We start from the raw sequence: 19,125 nt of genomic DNA, 5'->3' as shown, positions 1-19,125 counted from the left end.
CTAGTCGGGCTGCGCGGACGCTGTTGTCTATGCGTCGCGCGGGTCTTTCTCAATCGGGCAGCCACATCAATACAGTGACTGCCACAGGGTTACTTCTCGTAAATGGTGTTGTTGATCACCAGCACATCAATGCCAGACATCAAAAACACCGCCAGCATGTCCTCAACCGAGTGGACAATGGGCTTACCCATAATGTTAAAGCTGGTGTTCAGCAGCACCGGCACACCGGTGATTTCACGGAAGCTGTCGATCAGCTTATAGTAGGGCGCGTTCCACTCTTTCTTCACGCTTTGCAGACGCCCGGTGTTGTCGACATGCACCACGCCCGGGACCTTGTCGCGCACCGCTTCTTTAAACACCAAAGTACGCTCCATGTAGGGGGATTCCTGATAGTCCTCAAAATACTCGTCACCATATTCATGCAGGATAGACGGCGCAAACGGACGGAATTCTTCGCGGAACTTAACCCGGGCGTTCACTGTGTCTTTGATGTCGACCAGACACGGGTTGGCGAGGATTGAGCGGTTGCCCAACGAGCGCGGACCAAACTCAGCACGGCCCTGTGCCCAGCCGATGATTTTACCTTCAGCCAGAAACTCTGCGGTTTTCTTATAGACGTCTTCGCCATAATCGGTAGCTTTAAGGTGGCTGTAGCGGTGCAGTTTATCCAGTGATTTTTGCTTCACCTCAGAGCCGGTATAGGGGCTTTGAATTTGCGTAGAAGGCTGCCAGCTTGGATTATCCTGCTGGTAGCACAACAAGGCGGCACCAATGGCATTGCCATCATCTGCCGGGGCTGAGGGTACAAAGATGTTGTCAAATTTGGATTTCGCCAGCGCGGTGCCCATAAAGGAAGAATTCAGTGCACAGCCGCCGGAAATGGCGAGGTTTTTAGAGGGGGCATGCTCGTAGATGGCATCGATCAGATCCATAAAGATTTCACTGAATACCAGTTGTCCGGTGTAGGCAAAATCTTTGTAGGCTTCGATGGATTCGCCCGGCTCGCGCGCCATGGCTTTGATCTCTTTCATGATGGCATTGAGGTTTTTCGGTACCACGAAGTTGCCGTTTTTCACCTGCAAAGAGGCGCGCAGCAGGTCGTAGATTTTCTGGTCTTTTTTACCATAAGGTGCCAGGCCCATGACTTTCCATTCTTCGCCCTTGAGCGGATCAAAGCCCAGGTTTTCACAAATAATGGTGTAAAACAGGCCCAGACTTTTAAATGAGCGCTTTACTTTGATAGGTGCCGGGGTGATCTTACCGTCTTTATAAGTGAAGTAGTCGATACTGCTTTTCTCACCCATACCGTCTACCACCAGACAGGACGCTTCGCTGAATGGGCTGTTAAAACAGGCATTGGCGGCATGCGTAAGGTGGTGGTCAAAATAGCGTACTTCAGTGGGCTTTTTATTGCGGTAGTTACCCACGATAAAGTTGCGGCATGAGGCTTCAAAAAAGCGCGACAGGGTGCGCCCTGCAGCGGCCTGTGAGGCTCTGGCAAAGTAGAACTGATCTTTGATGTCGCGGGTGTTCACGTCGATATTAAACGAGAAGGTTTCGAGAATGCTCAGCACCACGTTTTCGAGGATGTTGGTGCTCTTTTCCCGGCCTTTACTCCAGGTTTTGGCTATCACCAGTTCAGTGCAGTCGCTGCAATAGGTCTTGAGGACTTCCTCGATGTAATAGGGGTTATCCGGCAGGCAGTACAGGCCCCGTTTGTAGCCCAGAAAACGCTCGGCGTCTTCGGCAAAAATCACGTCACCCTGCTGATTGACAATCGCAATGGCAGGATCATGAAAGGAAGTGGCAAGGCCAATATAATATTTCATCGTTTCAGTCCAAAAGTTGGGTCATTATTCTGTGTCCGGCCTGGGCCGGGGCAAACTCTTTCTCTGTTACAGCGCTGTGGCTTCGTCTAATGCGATATAGCCTTGCGCGCCTTCCACATACACCGCGGGTCGGTGGCCAAACAGCAGCATGGCTGGGGTACGGGTGCGCATTGGCTCGCTAATATGGGCGACTTTGATTGTTGTGCCGACGCCATGCGTTTGATTCCACTGTTCAACCTGCTGTGCCAGCGTTTGGGTATCGCTGTGTGCGTGCTCAGCTGCGTGTTGTTTGATCTCCGCCACTAATTTAGTGAGAACCTTCTTCGGGCCCAGCTCGACAAATGTCATGTCACCCTGCGCCAGCAGGTAGGTAATTGTTTCGGTCCAGCGTACTGAGTGGGTCAGCTGTGCGACCAGCTGTGACTGGATAGTATTACTCTGGTGGGGCAGCGCGCTGACGTTGGCAATCACAGGGACTGCGGGGGCTTTGAATTCAACCTCTGCCACGCAGCGTGCAAAGTCTGCCTGCACATCGGCCATATAGCGGGAATGGAATGCGCCGCTGGTGTTAAGCCGGATAAACCGCCCACCGGCCTGCTCTATAGCTTGCTGAGCGCGCCCGATGTCGTCACTCAGGCCTGAGATCACGCTTTGCTGTGGGCTGTTCAGATTGGCAATGTCTAGCGTATCCAGCTGGTGCTCTGCCAGAGTCGTTCTTATCGCAGCTTCGTCTAACGCCAAGACTGCGGCCATCGCACCGCCACGGACCTGGCTCATCAGAGCGCCACGCTGTTGCACCAGTCGCAGGCCATCTTCAAAAGACAGCGCACCGGTGGCAAACAGCGCGGTGTATTCTCCCAGGCTGTGCCCGGCCATAAAATCTGCCGGCACCGGGTCGCGCTGCTGGTGTGCCAAAAATGCCAGCGCACTGACCACATACAGGGCAGGCTGGGTGTACTCGGTCTGGTTCAGCTGGTTATGTGGGTTGTCTAGACACAAGGTTTTAATGCAGTAACCCAGCATGTCGCTGGCTGTTTGAGTTTGCTCGGGAAACAACTCAAACCAGGCCTTGCCCATGCCAACGTATTGCGCACCCTGTCCGGGAAATAAATAGCTTTTCATTGTAGCCTCGCCTGTGGTTAATCGACGTGTGCTGGCGCCAGCCAGTGCCGGGTTCGGGTTGTCAGCACGGTGGCGGTCTCTGTCATCAGCAGCTGAGCAATATTGGCCACATGGCGCTGTTGCCACGGTTCCAGTTCCGTGCCTTTCACCCATTGATTAAACGCCCCCAGTGCAGGTCCGGTATGCACCTGAAAATTGACCCGCTCCTGAGTTGCTCCGGCAAACGCCAGTTTCATCGAGTGGGCAAAGTACCAGCGAAACACGCGGGCCATCTTGTACTTAGGGTCCTGCTCTGCACGCATGACGTCCTCGCTGCGCCCTTGCTGATGTAAGTACTGAGAGGTCTCCTGCCAGATCTCAGCAAAGGTCTTTTTAAATACTTTGTCTTCCAGTTGCGCACGTTGCGCCGCGGGGATGGCATCCAGTGACGGATAGTGCTGATAAAGCTGGTAGAGCTTTTGCGCCCGGGCAGGAAAAAACACGCCTTTTTTCAGCACCTGTACTTTGGCACCCAGTTCAAACATGTCTCCGGCTGGAGCGTAGTCGGTGTCCTGCACATTGATGTCCTGCAACAGGGTTTTCACTGCTGCTGAGGTGTCGGCTTCGACCGTGCATTGGTTAATTGAACCGGTCAGGATAAAGTCTGCGCCCATCATAAACGCGGCCGCCGCCGAGGCAGGCGTGCCAATGCCCCCGGCCAGGCCGACGCGGGGCGCATGTTTGAATTGATACTGCGCACTGAGGGTGTCGCGCAGCAGTTGCATGGCAGGCAGCAGTACGGCCGGCATACCCTGATCGGTATGACCGCCGGAGTCAGCCTCCACACACAGGTCGTCACACATGGCAATCTGCTTACTCAGTTCGGCCTGCTCTAAAGAGATTTGTTTGTCAGCCAGCAATTGGGCAACGATATTGTCCGGTGCCGGGCTTAAAAACGCACTGGCTACTTCCGGGCGTGACACTTTGGCCATCAGCTTATTGGTCGACACTACCTGGCCCAGCTCATCTCGCACCAGGCCGCGCAGGCGATACAGCACCAGCGCCGGGGTAATACGAATAAAAGCCGCGGCCTCAAGGCAACGAACCTGGCGTTTCAGGCACAGCTCAATCAGCGCCATTTCCTGCTCAGGTTGGGTCAGATTGCAGACCAGATTCAGGCCAAAGTTTTGCTTCTCTGTGAGCGTGTTTTGTATTTCATTCAGAGCCTGGTCAACGACATCGACAGACAAGCCGCCTGAGCCAAAAAAGCTCAGTAAGCCGGCCTGTGCCATGGCGATAACCAGCTTTGCCGAGGCAATGCCCCGGTACATGCCGCCGCTGGCATAAGCATACTTAACGCCATAGTCGCGCCGAAACGATGCGGCGCCCAGCTGTTGCGCTGAAATGGCTGGAAACTGGTTTGGGCTGGTGCCGCCTGAGAGTGTGTGAGTCAAGAGTCAATGCCCGAGTATGATAATTACACTGAACCGTAATACATAATTATGAAAACATAATGGAGAAGGGGGAGAGGTTGGAGGAGTAAAAGCCATTTTGCTACGACATAGAGGTGATAATCCCGCCAAAAAATGGTGTCAGGGCTTACTGCCATCAAGTTTTTGCAAGCAAAAGCCTGATTTGAACATCAAGGGCACTGCGCTGCCTGGGGTCGATTTTCGTTTTCGCACTGATGGGCGTCATGCTGAACAGTTGTGCCAAACTTTCTACGAATTTTGCTGCCAATTTCTAGCTATCTTTCCATGCATTTTTAACTCTTTGTTTTATTGTCTTTTTTGGCCGTTGTGTGTTCTGCCCGTTATGTGCGAATGCGCGCACATCTGCTGACTAAACAAGGAATGCTTTAAAAGTAACTTTATTAACCTTTGTGAATTTTTTGTTTTGTATCATTTGTTGGTGCTTTATTGAATTAGAGTTTTTATTGAGCGCAACTTACTATTTATCTTTATTTAACAGTGTTTTGTGGTTTTGTTTTTTGTTCCTTTCAATTTTGTTTATGTAAACATGAAATTAATTCATGTTTACATTTGTTTATTTTGTGTTTTTTGTGTGTGAGTATTTTGGGTGCATCCATTGAGGGAGTCTGGATGCGTATCTGATGTTTGTTGTAGAGCAAAACGGACTCTTTTTATGAGATGTCTCAAAAACAATATTTACAAACACATTTTAAGGATAACTTATGAATAAATGGAAACTCAGTCCAATAGCAATGAGTTTGCTTATTGGCACCTCTGTCTCATCACAGGCAGCTGAGTTTTACAGCAATGCTGCGGGAACTAAAGCGGTTGAAGATAGCTATATCGTTGTATACAACGTACCGCATGATGTTGCCTCTGCTGACAATCAAGCGAAAATGCTCTATACCACGCAGATCACTAACAAGCTGGCGACAGAAGTCGGGGTTGAAGTAACCCGTCAATATTCAAGCAGTTTGTCTGGGGTTGCGGTCAATGCTAATGCACAGCAACTGTTGAAATTACTGTCACACCCTGATGTTGATTTTGTTGAGCAAAATGCTGTGGTATCTGTCCAGCCCGTGAAAGCGGACTTTTCGATATTGCAAAACAACCCGGTATGGGGTTTGGACCGTATTGACCAAAGAAAACTACCGTTGGACAATCAATATCAAGCGCCCAATTCTGGCTCAGGCGTAACTGCGTATGTTATTGATACCGGTGTACAAAACAGCCACAACGAGTTTGGTGGACGTGCAACGAGCGGGTATGACTTTGTTGATAACGACAACGATGCGTCTGACTGTAACGGTCACGGTACTCACGTTGCCGGTACTATCGGTGGTAACACTTATGGTGTGGCAAAGGGGGTCGATATCGTTGGTGTGAGAGTACTGAATTGTCAGGGCTCGGGCACTTATGCGGGCGTTATTGCGGGTATTGATTGGGTTGCAGATAATGCATCTGGCCCGTCAGTTGCCAACATGAGTTTAGGTGGTGGTAAGTCTCAGGCTGTCAATAACGCCGTAACCAACGCGGTCAATAAAGGCATTTCTTTTGTAGTTGCTGCGGGCAACGAGAACTCAGATGCCTGTACGCGTTCTCCGGCGAGCACACCTGCGGCAATTACCGTTGCGTCATCAACTTCATCAGATGGCCGCTCTGGGTTCTCAAACTGGGGTAAGTGTATCGACGTCTTCGGCCCGGGTTCCTCTATTAAGTCTGCCTGGATTGGCTCTAACTCAGCCACCAGAACCATCAGTGGTACTTCTATGGCATCGCCACATGTTGCAGGGGTAGCTGCATTATACCTTAAGGACAACCCAACGCATTCTCCAGCGCAAGTTGTAGGTGCTTTAACTAGCAGCGCGACCAGCAATGAGTTGAGCGATGTGAAAGGCTCACCAAACAAGCTGGTTTATGCGAAAGCGGGCAATGGTGGCGGATTTGAAAAAGTCGTTAGCGGCGCGAAGAACGAGACCAAAGTCTTTACTTATAACGTACCTGCCGGTGCATCTCGTCTGACTGTGACCCTATCTGGCGGAACGGGAGATGCGGATCTGTACATCAAGCATGGTGCTGAGCCATGGCCGATGGACAGCGACTGCGCTTCTGAAAACCCTGGCACATCGACTGAAACTTGTACTATCACCAATCCGGCTGCGGGCACCTGGTATCTGTCGGCGTATGGCTACTCTGCATTCAGCAATGTAACACTACGCGCAAACCACTGATAAACATTGAATTCAACTCATTAATATAAAGGAAATAATGTAATGAAAGCACTAACTTTTTTGCTCAGTATTTTAACTGCTTTATTGACGTTCCAGGCATCTGCAACAATGGATCTGGCAACTTACTCTAATCGTGCAGAAGTGGATGCAGGTGTTGCTGGTCGCTGTGTTTACCAACCGATTGGCCAAAGTGAATGTCACATGCGTATCGATTGGGCTGTAAATAACGGCAAAATTACTCGCCGTGCTGGTGATTGGGGTAAAGCAAATGGCTTCTACCCTATCATCGATATGTTCAGCCAGAACATTGCTGCTGTGTGTAAATGTGGTTGTTTTGAGCAAGACACGCTGATCCGCGCTGTAAGAGACGGCAAAATTCAGGACATCCGTGCTAAAGACTTAGGTAAACAAGATAGCCTGGTTGCACTGAATGGCGAAGCGACGTTGAACAATATGGCAACTGAGTCGTTTGAAATGAAGTTCCGTACTAAGGGCCCTGAGACTCCTGCGCTTTACGTTTTCACTTTTGAAGATGGCACTGAGCTAAAAGTGACTCAACACCACGGTATGCTGTTGGGAGACGGTAGCATGGTGTCGGCAAAAGACGTGAAATCTGGTAGCACTATGTACAACGCACAAGGTACTGAGCTGGCTGTGACTTCAATCACGCGTGAGTTTACAGATGCAAACGTATATAACTTTGAAACAGACGGTGATTCTGTAACTAATCACATTATCGTTGCCAACGGCATTTTTGTCGGTGACCTAAGCTGGCAGAATCAGCTGCATGCTGATCTGGGTAAAGTGGTTGTACGCCAATAATCCTCTAGGTTAAGGGAAGCACAGCTTCCCTTTATCCCGATTGAAAACCGTAAGAGGAGCATAAATATGATCAATAAGAAAACCTCCAGTTTAGTCGGTGTAGTCCTAGTTGCTGCACTGGTTGGTGGTGCCTACTTGTATAGCAGTGAGCAGGAGCAACCCCAGAAAGTCGTTGTGCAGCAGCTTGTTGATAATGAGAATGGGCAGATCAACGAATTAAAAAAACTCAGTGATGAATTGACGGCGCAGATCAATCAGCAACAGCCACTGCCCCGTGATGGCGAAGTGACGACCAAAGAACGTATGCTTATTTCATTTCAGCGGATGCAGTCAACGGTCGGTAAATTTAATTCTTCGAGCTTTGTTAAAGCTGAGCTAAGAGAGCTGCTTCATAATCCGCAAACCGTTGAGGTGGCTCAGGCAACTTTGCTTGACCTTGACGGTGCCATAGCAGAGTTTGGAGACGAGCAGGCCCTGGCCCGTGTGTACTCCATCAAGTTGTTAAATGAATTGGCTACATTGGGTGATGCAGGCCCTTTGCATGACACCACCGCCAGACTGGCACAAACATTAAACGAACAAGCAAACCAAAATATTGAATTTAAGAAAAGGCAAGATTTGGATTTAGAAGAGCTGGTCCATGCTTCTCTTGGCACGTTTGATGAGCAGCAAATCATTGACCAACCTCATACAGTGATGAGTGAGCTTGGATACTTTGACGACCAGCATGAGAAAGTACGCAAGATCTACGCAAACATGTTTGGCTCAGTGTTTATGCGTCACGCAACCATTGATGAGTCAATAGCACGCGTCCAGGCGCTGTTTAACAAACAAGGAGCCAGCAATGGATAAAACACTTATCGTGATCGCTATGCTGAGCGGGATAGCCAGTCTGTCAGTGAACGCAGAGCAACATCCGCTTAAGTTTGCCAGTGATCAGTATGTATCAGAAACGGTGAGCTGGATTGAAAATGAAGGGGTTCGGTGCGGCGCAGACGCATTCCACCCGTTGTGTGACACTGTGACTGTCAAGTTTAGTGACGGAGCTTTCGAGCGGGAACGTACGGATCCGAGGCAAACAGTGCTGGTGTTGGATTCAGGCATGAATCTGCATAGTGTATTGCGTTATCGTAGCCGTATAAAGGCACATCTGGTATATGACCCGCAATCAAACACATTTGTTGAAAGTGACCCAGAAGTGGCGATTTCCAGACTAGGGCAAAAGCTTTTGAGCGAATTGGATACCTTTGTCGATCCGAATACTCAGCAGCCAGCGTTTTTGCCCTCGGCCTGGCTTAGGGATCTAGCGCTAGCTTATGGTAGCGCCGCCCCGGGAGATATGCAGGATCATCATACTCAGGTCAGTCATTTTAGTCATGGCTCTAAAGTATTGGGTTACCTGACACAGCACAACCCGGATGCTGAGTTTGTCTTAATTGACACAGCTAGCTTTTTGCCATTTTTACAGCATAAAGAAGCCATCTGTGCTCAGGATAGCGCAACACTCAATGAGTACATGAAGGTTGCGGCAGGCTCACTCAAGCAAGACGTGATTGATCGCTATGAGGTTGAGTATGTCAATTATTCAGGTGGGTTTACGCGTTCCCATGTCCACCAAGCCTGGAGCAACAATGAGTGTGAAGGTTCGCTTTCTAATGCGCAGGCAAAATCTTTACTCAACACGTTAGATCCTGTTTATCAACAGCTGTTTGACTCCCCTAATGTGTTAGGGATCCAGTCGGGCAAACGAAACGCCACGAATGGTGAAGATGCCTTAGATGTAAAAGGCTATGCTAACCGCATTCGTGTACAGCCGTATACAACAGAGGCAGTCAACACTGATATTGCGCGTACGGGAGAAACTGGCTGGCAAGCTGTTTATGCGGATTTTAAAGCCGAGTTTGCCGGGCATACCCATATCGATATGTACGTTAACTTTGGCTATGGCCGGGTAAACTATTTTAACCAAAATAGTACACCGAAAATGACTTCGGATGTGTTTGGCATGCAATATGCGGCAGACTGGGCTTTATTAGCGTCTTCCTGGGCAGCCCCGGTTGCGACGTCATTGGCTATTGATACACAAACCAAGCTATATAATGAGACGCGTCAGGTTGCGTTTGACCCAGGTTTGCTGAAATCACATTTGTTGCCAAAGTCATGTGACAGGGTAGCTGGATACTGGTGGGTCAGTGGGATCTATGATTTTATGCGTGCAGGAGACAACACCTGCCGGATCCAAGATCCTCTGAAATACCGGGCCGACCAGCTAAATTCACAAGGCTATCTGGGCAACTAAAAACATCATTGTTTGTGGTCAAAAGTTGTTCGCCATGTCATGATATAGTCTGATAAAAATGACTATATCATGATTTTTTAAATCAAAGGATGGTGTTTAAATGGACTATCAAAAGTGTTCATCTGTTTATGGGGTGTGTGCCCTGATCGTTATTTCATTGTCGGGCTGTGGTTCCAGTTCAGAGTCAGTTGCTCCTCCTGTTTCAGACAAACCCGATGTGGTTGATCCTCCTGTGGTTGTTGAGCCACCTCCCGTTGTTGTTGAGCCCCCTCCTGCGGTGAAACCAGTATCAGAAATGACAGCGCTGCACCAACAAGTTGAGCACTATATTGACAACACCACCCAATGGTTTACAGATCAACAACTTGATTGTACTGTCGAGAATGAACAAAGGCATGCGCTGTGCGAACCTGTGCAGGTTAAGTTCTCAGACGGACACTTTTCAGCACCTCGGGTTGACTCCAGACAAACGATTCTGGTGCTGGACTCAGGGATGGAGCTGCAAAGTGTATTGCGCTACCGCAGCAGGATCCGGGCTACATATCGTTACGACGCGCAAGCTCAGCGGTTCGTTGAGGGTGATCCGAGTATTACAATCTCAGGGATTGGAAAAAAGCTGCTGAGCGAATTAGATCAGTTTATGTTTACAGCACCAGAGCAAACTGAGCCGCGTCCGGGCTTTATTCCCGCAGCCTGGCTTGCTGATTTGGCTAAGGTCTATACCAGTAAAGTACCTGGTGATGCGGTGGACTATGAATCTCAGATACCTCATGTTTCGCACGGTACTATGGTGTTGGGATACCTGGCAGAGCACAACCCAGAAGCAGAATTTGTATTACTGGATACGGCACAATTTTTACCCTTTGCATTGCATAAAGATTTGGTGTGCGACAAAGCCGCGAATGCTTTGCTGGCCAAGATGCAAACTGCCGCGGATTCATTGACAAGTGACGTGATCCAGCAGCACGGCGTCGAGTTTATCAACTTTTCAGGTGGGTATACGCAAGGGCATGTGCGTAATATTTTCAATAAGCATTGTGAAGGACAGCTCACAGAACAAGAGGGCAAAGCATTGCTGTTGGCCGTAAAGCCAATTTATGATGCCATGTTTGCGGCACCGAATACACTAGGCGTGCAGTCAGGCATCCGTAAAATACAAGGGGCAAATGAGCACTCGAATGCATTAGATGCGCTTTCCTATCCTCATCGTGCTACCGTATATTCCTATACCAGTGTAGAGCAGGATACGCCACTTGATTTAACAGGACAGGCTAACTGGCGCAGTGTGTTTAATGATTATGCTGAGCAGTTTGAAGGACATGATTTTATTGATCTGTTTATTAATTTTGGTATCGAAGGGTGGCTTAATCCGGATGTGACTAATAGTACACCCAAAATGCAATCTGACGTGTTTGGTATGCGTTATGCTCACGAATGGGAGCTGCATTCATCCTGGGCTGCGCCCGTGGCAACCTCTTATGCCGTGTATTTACAAAGTGTGCAACAACAGCAGGATGAGAACTGGGCTTTTTCTCCGGCATTCATCAAAGCGCAAATGGTGCCCTCTTTATGTCCGGCTAAACCCGAAGATACAGACAAGATTAAGGCGTATGTCAGGCAAAGTGAAGCGTGCCGTATTCAGGATCCGCTTAAGTTCCGCGCCGATGAGTTGAATCGCTTAAAGTATCTGGACTTTTAATCTAATCAAAAACACTCAGGGGGCTGTGTGCCCCCACATGCAGCGCTTTTTTCTTTGTTTGTGTGCTTCTTTGGCCAATTTTAAATTGGTGTATCTGTATCGAAATTTAACCCTGCTGGCTTAGGCGCTAACTTGTCAGAGTTTCACTTATGCAGCTCTTGGTTTGTTCATGCGCACTAATCTGCTGATAAGTTATGAACTCAGCACCGTTGAATTCACAGCTGTACAAATGTCAATGACGTATAAAATGTTGATAATATTCATTGTTAAACTGTATGGTTGAATGTTAATTTGTTGTTGTGTGTGGTGCTGTTTAATCTCAGCCGGGTAGTAACACAGTGCTGCAATAACAGGTGCAGTCTGTGGCTGCTCAAAAACATTAGATCAATTCAAAGACTAGATCATGACATTTTTATCACGTTTTTTCTTTTTTACGGCACTCTCATATAGCCAGATAAGCCTGGCAAGCACGCAACTGGTGGATAACGCCTGCAGTAACGCGTTGGGTGAACAGCACGTCTTACAAAGTGCACACTTCGTCAGTCAAGCCGATTTAAAAGCCGACCCTTCGGTACGATTTCTTGGTTTCGATATTATAGACAAACAGGGCGAACCACATCTGCGAGCGCGCTTTGCTGCAAGCCAGTTGGGGTTTGCCTATTTTGATGTCTATACAGAGCATAGCTACTTGCATTGTGGGTTCTTTGCACCCGAGCGTCAGCAAGGTAACAGACAGGCCTGGGCAGCAGATCTGCCTGTGCGTGAGGCACTGGCACGGCTACAGGACAGTAATATGCTGGGCATATGGATAAGTAGCGAGCGCGAGGTTGACGGTAAATCGCAAAATTTTTCAACCGAGTTATCTTATAGCCGAACTGCACTATTGAAGTTATTACAACATCATGATGCAACACGCCTGCCTTATGCTCTGAGAATGCAGCATCCCAGCGACCTTAATCAAGCCTCGGCCGACAATGACATTGTGTATTGTCTCAACTCACGGTTTGGGGAATGCGACTACAGCCACCCAGGCTACCATGAACCTGTTCATCTGATCTTGCCCATCAAGGGGGAGATAGTACTGGATGGATATATCTCCCGCTTGCTGTTTAAAGAAGACGTGGAACAAGGCGAACTGAGCGTCGCAGCAACCGATTTTGGCGTCTGGAATTGGAATAACCCGGTTTACGAATTGGGGGCGCTGCGTGGCAATGCCAAAGCCTTTTTGACACCGTTTTTTACCTTAAGCTATCAAAGCGTGCCCGGCTCAGAGCAGATCCAGACCAAAATTGCCTGGGATATTCCTTCGCAGTATGGGGCTTTTCTTAATCGCAATACCTATGCCCGCGATTATGAAACTTACTGGCTGATGAGCTTTGCGTTTGAACATAACCCGCTTGGAAGCCCTGAGCAGGCAAAGCAGCTTGGGTTTACTGAGGAAGCATATCAGCGTCACGCCCAGGCCAGCTTTATCGCCCTGACAGGCCTGGATGAGGCAAAACAGGGCGCGTTTAAACTGGCACCGCTGAAAGTAACTTTTCCTTAAGCTTATTTATAAGCCAGTTGATGTGTCGACGTTCTCAGCATAAGGGGACGTCGACATTTATCAGGCAACCATTGACGCAATACTTTACCCGCTCGTTAGCAAAATGCATGTAGCACTCTGGCTTTACTTCCCATCGCGAGTCTCTTAACTACTTATCTGCAGCAGTTCACAGATGTGTTAGCAAAGTGAGTATGACGTAAATCAGTGCTTGGCTTTTCCATCTGGTCTGACCATTTTATTTTCCTTTTTTAAATCATTTAACTTGTATAAAGTTTAGACACTTTGTGATGGCTTTTTTTGTATTACTTTTAGCCGCAAAGCGCCGATTTTTGACAGTTGCGCTTGATTTTGATAACGTAATGCACAAATTTGGTATGACCAATTTACCTTTAGGGTTGGCCTTACCGGATCTGTTTAAGTAAAGAGTGAGCTGGATCAGCATCTTGCCGGTGTGTTTACCGCTGGTGTTTGAGACAGCTGACTTGGGGTTTCACCTATAAACTCGGCGTTTAATCAATGTCTTTAAAGATAAAAGCAGCGAAACTATCAGATGTCATTCTGGAACAACTGGAAAATATGATCCTAGAAGGGTCGTTGATGCCAGGGGAAAAGCTGCCGCCGGAGCGTGAACTGGCCAAGCAATTTGAAGTGTCGCGGCCATCGCTGCGCGAAGCGATTCAAAAGCTTGAAGCCAAAGGGCTGGTTACCCGACGTCAGGGTGGCGGTACCTATGTGAAAAATCAGCTTGAAGAGGGTCTGACTGATCCCTTATTCGAGTTGATCAGTAAACACCCCGAGTCGCAGTTTGATTTGCTGGAGTTTCGTCATGCCCTGGAGGGCATTGCAGCGTACTACGCCGCCATGCGTGGCACGCAAACGGATCTCGATAAAGTGGAACAAAGCTTTGATGACATCGCCAGAGTTGGCGATGATTTGGTGCAAAAGGCCAGAGCCATCAATACCTTCCATTTTACCGTAGCAGAAGCCTCACACAATGTGGTGTTGCTGCATCTGATGCGGGGCATGCAGTCTTTACTGGAACAAAATGTATTGCAGAACTTAACGGTGTTAGTGCAAAAGCCAGATGCCAGCGCACAGCTTGCCCATCATCGCGAGGTGTTAAAAAACGCCGTGATCGAAGGTAAACCTGAGCAGGCAAGACTGGCCAGTAACGCGCACTTAGCCTTTATCGAAGAGGCGTTGCTGGAAGCCGGGCGAGAGCGGTCGCGCATTGAGCGCAGCTTGCGTCGCACCAAAGCACAGTAGTACACAAACAGAGCCATAAGCTAACGCTATAGAATAAATTCGTATTTTAAACATAAGGAACACTCCATATGTCTGAAGTCAATAAATTTGACGTAGACGCGCTAGAAACCCAAGAGTGGTTGCAGGCGCTTGAGTCGGTTGTAAAAGAAGAAGGCGTAGAGCGCGCGCAATTCCTGCTTGAGCAGGTACTTGAGCAGGCGCGTCTGGATGGCGTTGATATGCCAACCGGTATTACGACCAACTATGTCAACACTATCCCGGCAGATCAGGAACCTGCCTATCCGGGGGATGTGAATCTGGAGCGTCGTATTCGCTCTATCATCCGCTGGAATGCGATCATGATCGTACTGCGCGCTTCCAAGAAAGATCTGGAGCTGGGCGGACATATGGCGTCGTACCAGTCGTCTGCAGCGTTTTATGAAATGTGTTTTAACCATTTCTTCCGCGCACCAAATGAAAAAGACGGCGGCGACCTGGTTTATTATCAGGGCCACATTTCACCGGGCATCTATGCTCGTGCATTCGTTGAAGGTCGTTTAACTGCTGAGCAGCTGGACAACTTCCGTCAGGAAGTAGACGGTAAAGGTTTGTCTTCTTACCCGCACCCTAAACTGATGCCTGAATTCTGGCAGTTCCCGACTGTATCTATGGGTCTGGGTCCAATCGCGTCTATCTATCAGGCACGTTTCCTCAAATACCTTGACGGTCGTGGTCTGAAAGACACTGCCGAGCAGCGTGTATACGCTTTCCTGGGCGACGGTGAAATGGATGAGCCAGAATCTCGCGGTGCGATTTCTTTCGCGGCCCGTGAAAAGCTGGATAACCTGTGTTACCTGATCAACTGTAACCTGCAGCGTCTGGATGGCCCTGTAATGGGTAATGGTAAGATCATCCAGGAACTGGAAGGTCTGTTTAAAGGTGCTGGCTGGAACGTTATTAAAGTTGTCTGGGGTTCAGGCTGGGACAAGCTACTGGCGAAAGACACCACAGGTAAGCTGCTACAGCTGATGAATGAAACCATCGACGGAGACTACCAGACGTATAAAGCCAAAGATGGCGCGTATGTACGTGAGCACTTCTTCGGTCGTTACCCGGAGACAGCGGCACTGGTTGCGGACATGACTGACGAAGAGATCTTCGCACTGAAACGTGGTGGTCATGAGCCGTCTAAACTGTTCGCAGCGTTTAAAGCGGCACAAGAGACTAAAGGTCGCCCTACTGTGATCCTGGCTAAGACTGTAAAAGGTTACGGCATGGGTGAAGCGGCAGAAGGTAAAAACATCGCTCACCAGGTGAAGAAAATGGACATGACGCACGTTGAGCACTTGCGTTCACGTCTGGGCCTGGAAGACCTGGTATCTGACGAGCAAATCAAAGACCTGCCTTACCTGACGCTGGAAGAAGGCTCAGCAGAGTACGAATACCTGCACGCCCGTCGTAAAGCACTGCACGGTTACACGCCGCAGCGTTTGCCTAACTTCACAGAAGCGCTGACGCTGCCTGAACTGGATGCATTCAAGCCGCTGCTGGAAGAGCAAAAGCGTGATATTTCAACGACTATGGCCTATGTTCGTGCGTTGAACATCCTACTGAAGGACAAAGGCGTAGGTAAAAACATCGTGCCTATCATTGCCGATGAAGCGCGTACGTTCGGTATGGAAGGCCTGTTCCGTCAGATTGGTATTTACAACCCACACGGTCAGAACTACACACCTCAGGACCGCGACATTGTTTCTTACTATAAAGAAGCGACGTCTGGTCAGGTACTGCAAGAAGGTATCAACGAGCTGGGTGCAATGTCTTCATGGGTGGCGGCGGCAACGTCTTACAGCACCAATGACCTGCCAATGATCCCGTTCTACATCTACTACTCTATGTTCGGTTTCCAACGTGTTGGCGACATGGCGTGGATGGCGGGCGACCAGCAGGCGCGTGGCTTCTTGCTCGGTGCAACTGCAGGTCGTACAACACTGAACGGTGAAGGTCTGCAGCACGAAGATGGTCACTCGCACATTCAGGCGGGCACGATCCCTAACTGTATTTCTTACGACCCAACGTTCGCGTTTGAAGTCGCGGTTATTCTGCAAGACGGTATCCGTCGTATGTACGGTCCTGATCAGGAAAACGTGTTCTACTACCTGACGCTGATGAACGAAAACTATCACATGCCTGCTATGCCAGAAGGCGCCGAAGAGGGTATCCGTAAGGGTATCTACAAGCTGGAAAGCTACACCGGTGATAAGGCTCAGGTACAGCTGATGGGTTCAGGTACTATTCTGAACGAAGTACGTAAAGCGGCGCAGATCCTGAGCGACGATTACGGCATTGCGTCAGACGTATTCTCTGTCACGTCATTCAATGAACTGGCACGTGACGGTCAGGACGCTGAGCGTTTCAACATGCTGAACCCGGATGCAGAACAAAAAGTATCTTATATCAGCACGGTACTGGGCGAAGCCCCGGCAATTGCGGCCACTGACTACATGAAGAGCTATGCCGATCAGGTACGTGCCTTCATGCCAAGCGTTTCTTACAAAGTGCTAGGCACCGACGGTTACGGTCGTTCAGACAGCCGTGAAAACCTGCGTCGTCACTTTGAAGTAAATGCAGGCTACGTGGTTGTTGCTGCACTGAGCGAGCTGGTTAAGCAAGGCAAAGTTGAAAAATCAGTAGTAACAGACGCTATCAAGAAATTTGATATCGACACAACCAAAACCAACCCACTTTACGCATAAGAGGCTAAGTGATGGCAATCGAAATTCATGTACCAGATATTGGCGCCGATGAGGTTGAAGTAACCGAGATTTTGGTCAGCGTTGGCGACACGGTAGAAGAAGAGCAGTCGCTGATCACCGTTGAAGGCGACAAAGCGTCAATGGAAGTGCCTGCTTCTCAAGCGGGTACGGTTAAAGAAATCAAAATCAGTGAAGGCGACAAAGTGTCGACCGGCTCACTGATCATGGTCTTCGAAGCGGCGGGCGATGCGCCTGCTGCTGAGGCAGCACCAGCTCCGGCTGCAGCGGCGCCTGCCCCGGCAACTGCGGAAGTGAAAGAAGTCCACGTACCAGACATTGGCGGCGACGAAGTTGAAGTCACTGAAATCCTAGTTGCGGTTGGCGACAGCGTTGAAGCCGAGCAGTCTTTGATCACGGTTGAAGGCGACAAGGCATCAATGGAAGTACCAGCACCATTTGCCGGTACAGTGAAAGAAATCAAAGTTGAGATTGGCGGCAAAGTGGCCACCGGCAGCTTAGTTTTTGTCTTTGAAACAGCGGGTGCAGCAGCACCGGCTGCAGCAGAAACTGCGCCAGCGGCAGCCCCGGTTGAAGCAACGCCTTCACTGCAGGAAGTACAGGTACCGGATATCGGTGGTGACGAAGTTGAAGTCACTGAAATCATGGTAGCAGTCGGCGACAGCGTTGAAGAAGAGCAGTCTTTGATCACCGTTGAAGGCGACAAAGCGTCAATGGAAGTACCAGCGCCATTTGCCGGTACCGTCAAAGAAATCAAAGTGGCGGCTGGCGACAAAGTATCAACCGGTTCACTGATCTTTGTATTCGAAACCGTTGCGGCGGCAGCGCCGGCCCAGGCTGCATCAGCACCTGCTGCGTCTGCTCCTGCACCGGCTCCAGCTCCAGCTCCAGCGGCAAAAGCGGCTCCGGCAGCAGCGCCTGCACCAAGTGCAGCCAAAGACGAGTTTGTGGCCAATGATGATTATGCCCATGCCTCGCCTGTGGTACGTCGTCTGGCGCGCGAGTTTGGTGTTAACCTGGCACGCGTTAAAGGCACGGGTCGTAAGAACCGTGTACTGAAAGAAGACGTCCAGAACTATGTGAAAGAACTGGTTCGTAAGGTTGAGTCTGGCGAGATCAGCAAAGGCGGCAGCACAGGTGGCGGCGAGCTGGGTCTGATCCCTTGGCCGAAAGTCGACTTCAGCAAGTTCGGTGAAGTAGAAGAGAAGAAACTCTCTCGTATCCAGAAGATCTCTGGCGCTAACCTGCACCGTAACTGGGTTCAGATCCCACACGTGACTCAGTTTGACGAAGCCGACATCACCACGCTGGAAGCATTCCGTAAAGAGCAGAATGTGCTGGCTGAGAAGAAGAAAATGGGCGTGAAGATCACTCCATTGGTATTCGTGATGAAAGCAGCGGCCAAAGCACTGGAAGAGTTCCCAACCTTTAACTCATCACTTTCAGAAGACGGTGAAAGCCTGATCCTGAAGAAGTATGTGAACATAGGTGTGGCGGTAGATACGCCAAATGGCCTGGTTGTGCCTGTCTTCAAAGACGTCAACAAGAAAGGCATCATCGAGCTGTCTCGCGAGCTGATGGACGTGTCTAAGAAGGCTCGTGAAGGCAAGCTGACTGCGGCTGACATGCAGGGCGGTTGTTTCACTATCTCAAGCCTGGGTGGCATCGGCGGTACGGCATTTACGCCAATCGTGAATGCACCGGAAGTGGCTATCTTAGGTGTCTCTAAGTCTGAGATGAAGCCGAAGTGGAATGGTAAAGAGTTTGAGCCGCGCCTGATGGTGCCGCTGAGCTGCTCATACGACCACCGTGTTATTGACGGTGCGCTGGCAGCCCGCTTTACTGTGACCCTGGCCAATTACCTGAGCGACATTCGTCAGCTGGTAATGTAAGCCAAAGCAAAACCGCATGACCCCAGGTTGTGCGGTTTTGTCATATTTTTACTGTCCTGTCTGATATTTGGGCGGGACATCTGTGGGTGCGAATGATACACTTTCGCGCAACAAAAAACTCTCTCTGGTTGTTGGTGGCAGCGCTTGCCGATGATCAGGCACATTGGGTGCGGATACTCACTCGAGTAGAGTCCCGTTCGAATAATAGTTAAGGT

At 49.5% G+C, this 19,125-nt stretch carries 12 protein-coding genes; 9 read left to right on the top strand and 3 right to left on the bottom strand.

Features of this window, described 5'->3' with window-relative positions; translation table 11 throughout:
* Window positions 1–89 precede the first annotated feature (89 nt).
* The 3 genes from C3B51_RS04270 to C3B51_RS04260 form a co-directional block, all read right to left on the bottom strand.
* Window positions 90–1,829: a carbamoyltransferase family protein gene (locus C3B51_RS04270; RefSeq protein ID WP_046003637.1), complete on the bottom strand. Its 1,740-nt coding sequence runs from the start codon at window positions 1,827–1,829 to the stop codon at window positions 90–92.
* A 66-nt stretch (window positions 1,830–1,895) separates the two neighbouring features.
* Window positions 1,896–2,951, bottom strand: a complete 1,056-nt coding sequence (fabD, locus tag C3B51_RS04265) for an ACP S-malonyltransferase (RefSeq protein ID WP_130244288.1) — start codon at window positions 2,949–2,951, stop codon at window positions 1,896–1,898.
* 17 nt (window positions 2,952–2,968) lie between these two features.
* Window positions 2,969–4,384 (bottom strand): PfaD family polyunsaturated fatty acid/polyketide biosynthesis protein, encoded by a 1,416-nt coding sequence (locus C3B51_RS04260; protein ID WP_130244287.1) that lies wholly within the window; start codon window positions 4,382–4,384, stop codon window positions 2,969–2,971.
* Between the two features lie 740 nt (window positions 4,385–5,124).
* On the opposite strand from C3B51_RS04260, the gene C3B51_RS04255 reads away from it, so the two are divergent.
* The 9 genes from C3B51_RS04255 (at window position 5,125) to aceF (ending at window position 18,910) form a co-directional block, all read left to right on the top strand.
* Window positions 5,125–6,633 carry a S8 family peptidase gene (locus C3B51_RS04255; RefSeq protein ID WP_130244286.1) on the top strand — a complete coding sequence of 503 codons (1,509 nt, stop codon included), beginning with the start codon at window positions 5,125–5,127 and terminating at the stop codon, window positions 6,631–6,633.
* Window positions 6,634–6,675: 42 nt separating this feature from the next.
* Window positions 6,676–7,455, top strand: coding sequence for a Hint domain-containing protein (locus C3B51_RS04250; protein ID WP_125720675.1), 780 nt, complete (start codon window positions 6,676–6,678; stop codon window positions 7,453–7,455).
* A gap of 66 nt (window positions 7,456–7,521) precedes the next feature.
* Complete coding sequence (locus C3B51_RS04245) at window positions 7,522–8,307, top strand: hypothetical protein (protein WP_125720673.1); 786 nt, start codon at window positions 7,522–7,524, stop codon at window positions 8,305–8,307.
* A complete protein-coding gene (locus C3B51_RS04240; protein WP_125720671.1) occupies window positions 8,300–9,754 on the top strand; it encodes a hypothetical protein in 1,455 nt (484 codons plus the stop codon). The genes C3B51_RS04245 and C3B51_RS04240 overlap by 8 nt, the downstream gene beginning before the upstream one ends.
* 100 nt (window positions 9,755–9,854) lie before the next feature.
* The gene (locus C3B51_RS04235) at window positions 9,855–11,453 is read left to right on the top strand and encodes a hypothetical protein (RefSeq protein ID WP_130244285.1); all 1,599 of its coding nucleotides are present in this window, start codon (window positions 9,855–9,857) and stop codon (window positions 11,451–11,453) included.
* 403 nt (window positions 11,454–11,856) lie between these two features.
* Complete coding sequence (locus tag C3B51_RS04230; RefSeq protein WP_130244284.1) at window positions 11,857–12,999, top strand: hypothetical protein; 1,143 nt, start codon at window positions 11,857–11,859, stop codon at window positions 12,997–12,999.
* Between the two features lie 516 nt (window positions 13,000–13,515).
* Window positions 13,516–14,265 (top strand): pyruvate dehydrogenase complex transcriptional repressor PdhR, encoded by a 750-nt coding sequence (gene pdhR / locus C3B51_RS04225; RefSeq protein WP_130244283.1) that lies wholly within the window; start codon window positions 13,516–13,518, stop codon window positions 14,263–14,265.
* Between the two features lie 68 nt (window positions 14,266–14,333).
* On the top strand, window positions 14,334–17,000 hold the full coding sequence (gene aceE, locus C3B51_RS04220) for a pyruvate dehydrogenase (acetyl-transferring), homodimeric type (RefSeq protein WP_130244282.1): 2,667 nt from the start codon (window positions 14,334–14,336) through the stop codon (window positions 16,998–17,000).
* An 11-nt stretch (window positions 17,001–17,011) separates the two neighbouring features.
* Window positions 17,012–18,910, top strand: coding sequence for a pyruvate dehydrogenase complex dihydrolipoyllysine-residue acetyltransferase (aceF, locus tag C3B51_RS04215; RefSeq protein ID WP_130244281.1), 1,899 nt, complete (start codon window positions 17,012–17,014; stop codon window positions 18,908–18,910).
* Window positions 18,911–19,125: the final 215 nt, after the last annotated feature.

Origin of the sequence: Pseudoalteromonas rubra, from assembly GCF_004212645.1 — a bacterium.
Taxonomy (GTDB): domain Bacteria; phylum Pseudomonadota; class Gammaproteobacteria; order Enterobacterales; family Alteromonadaceae; genus Pseudoalteromonas; species Pseudoalteromonas rubra_G.
Note: the sequence above shows the minus strand (reverse complement) of the source record. Positions and strands in the feature narration are given on the sequence as shown.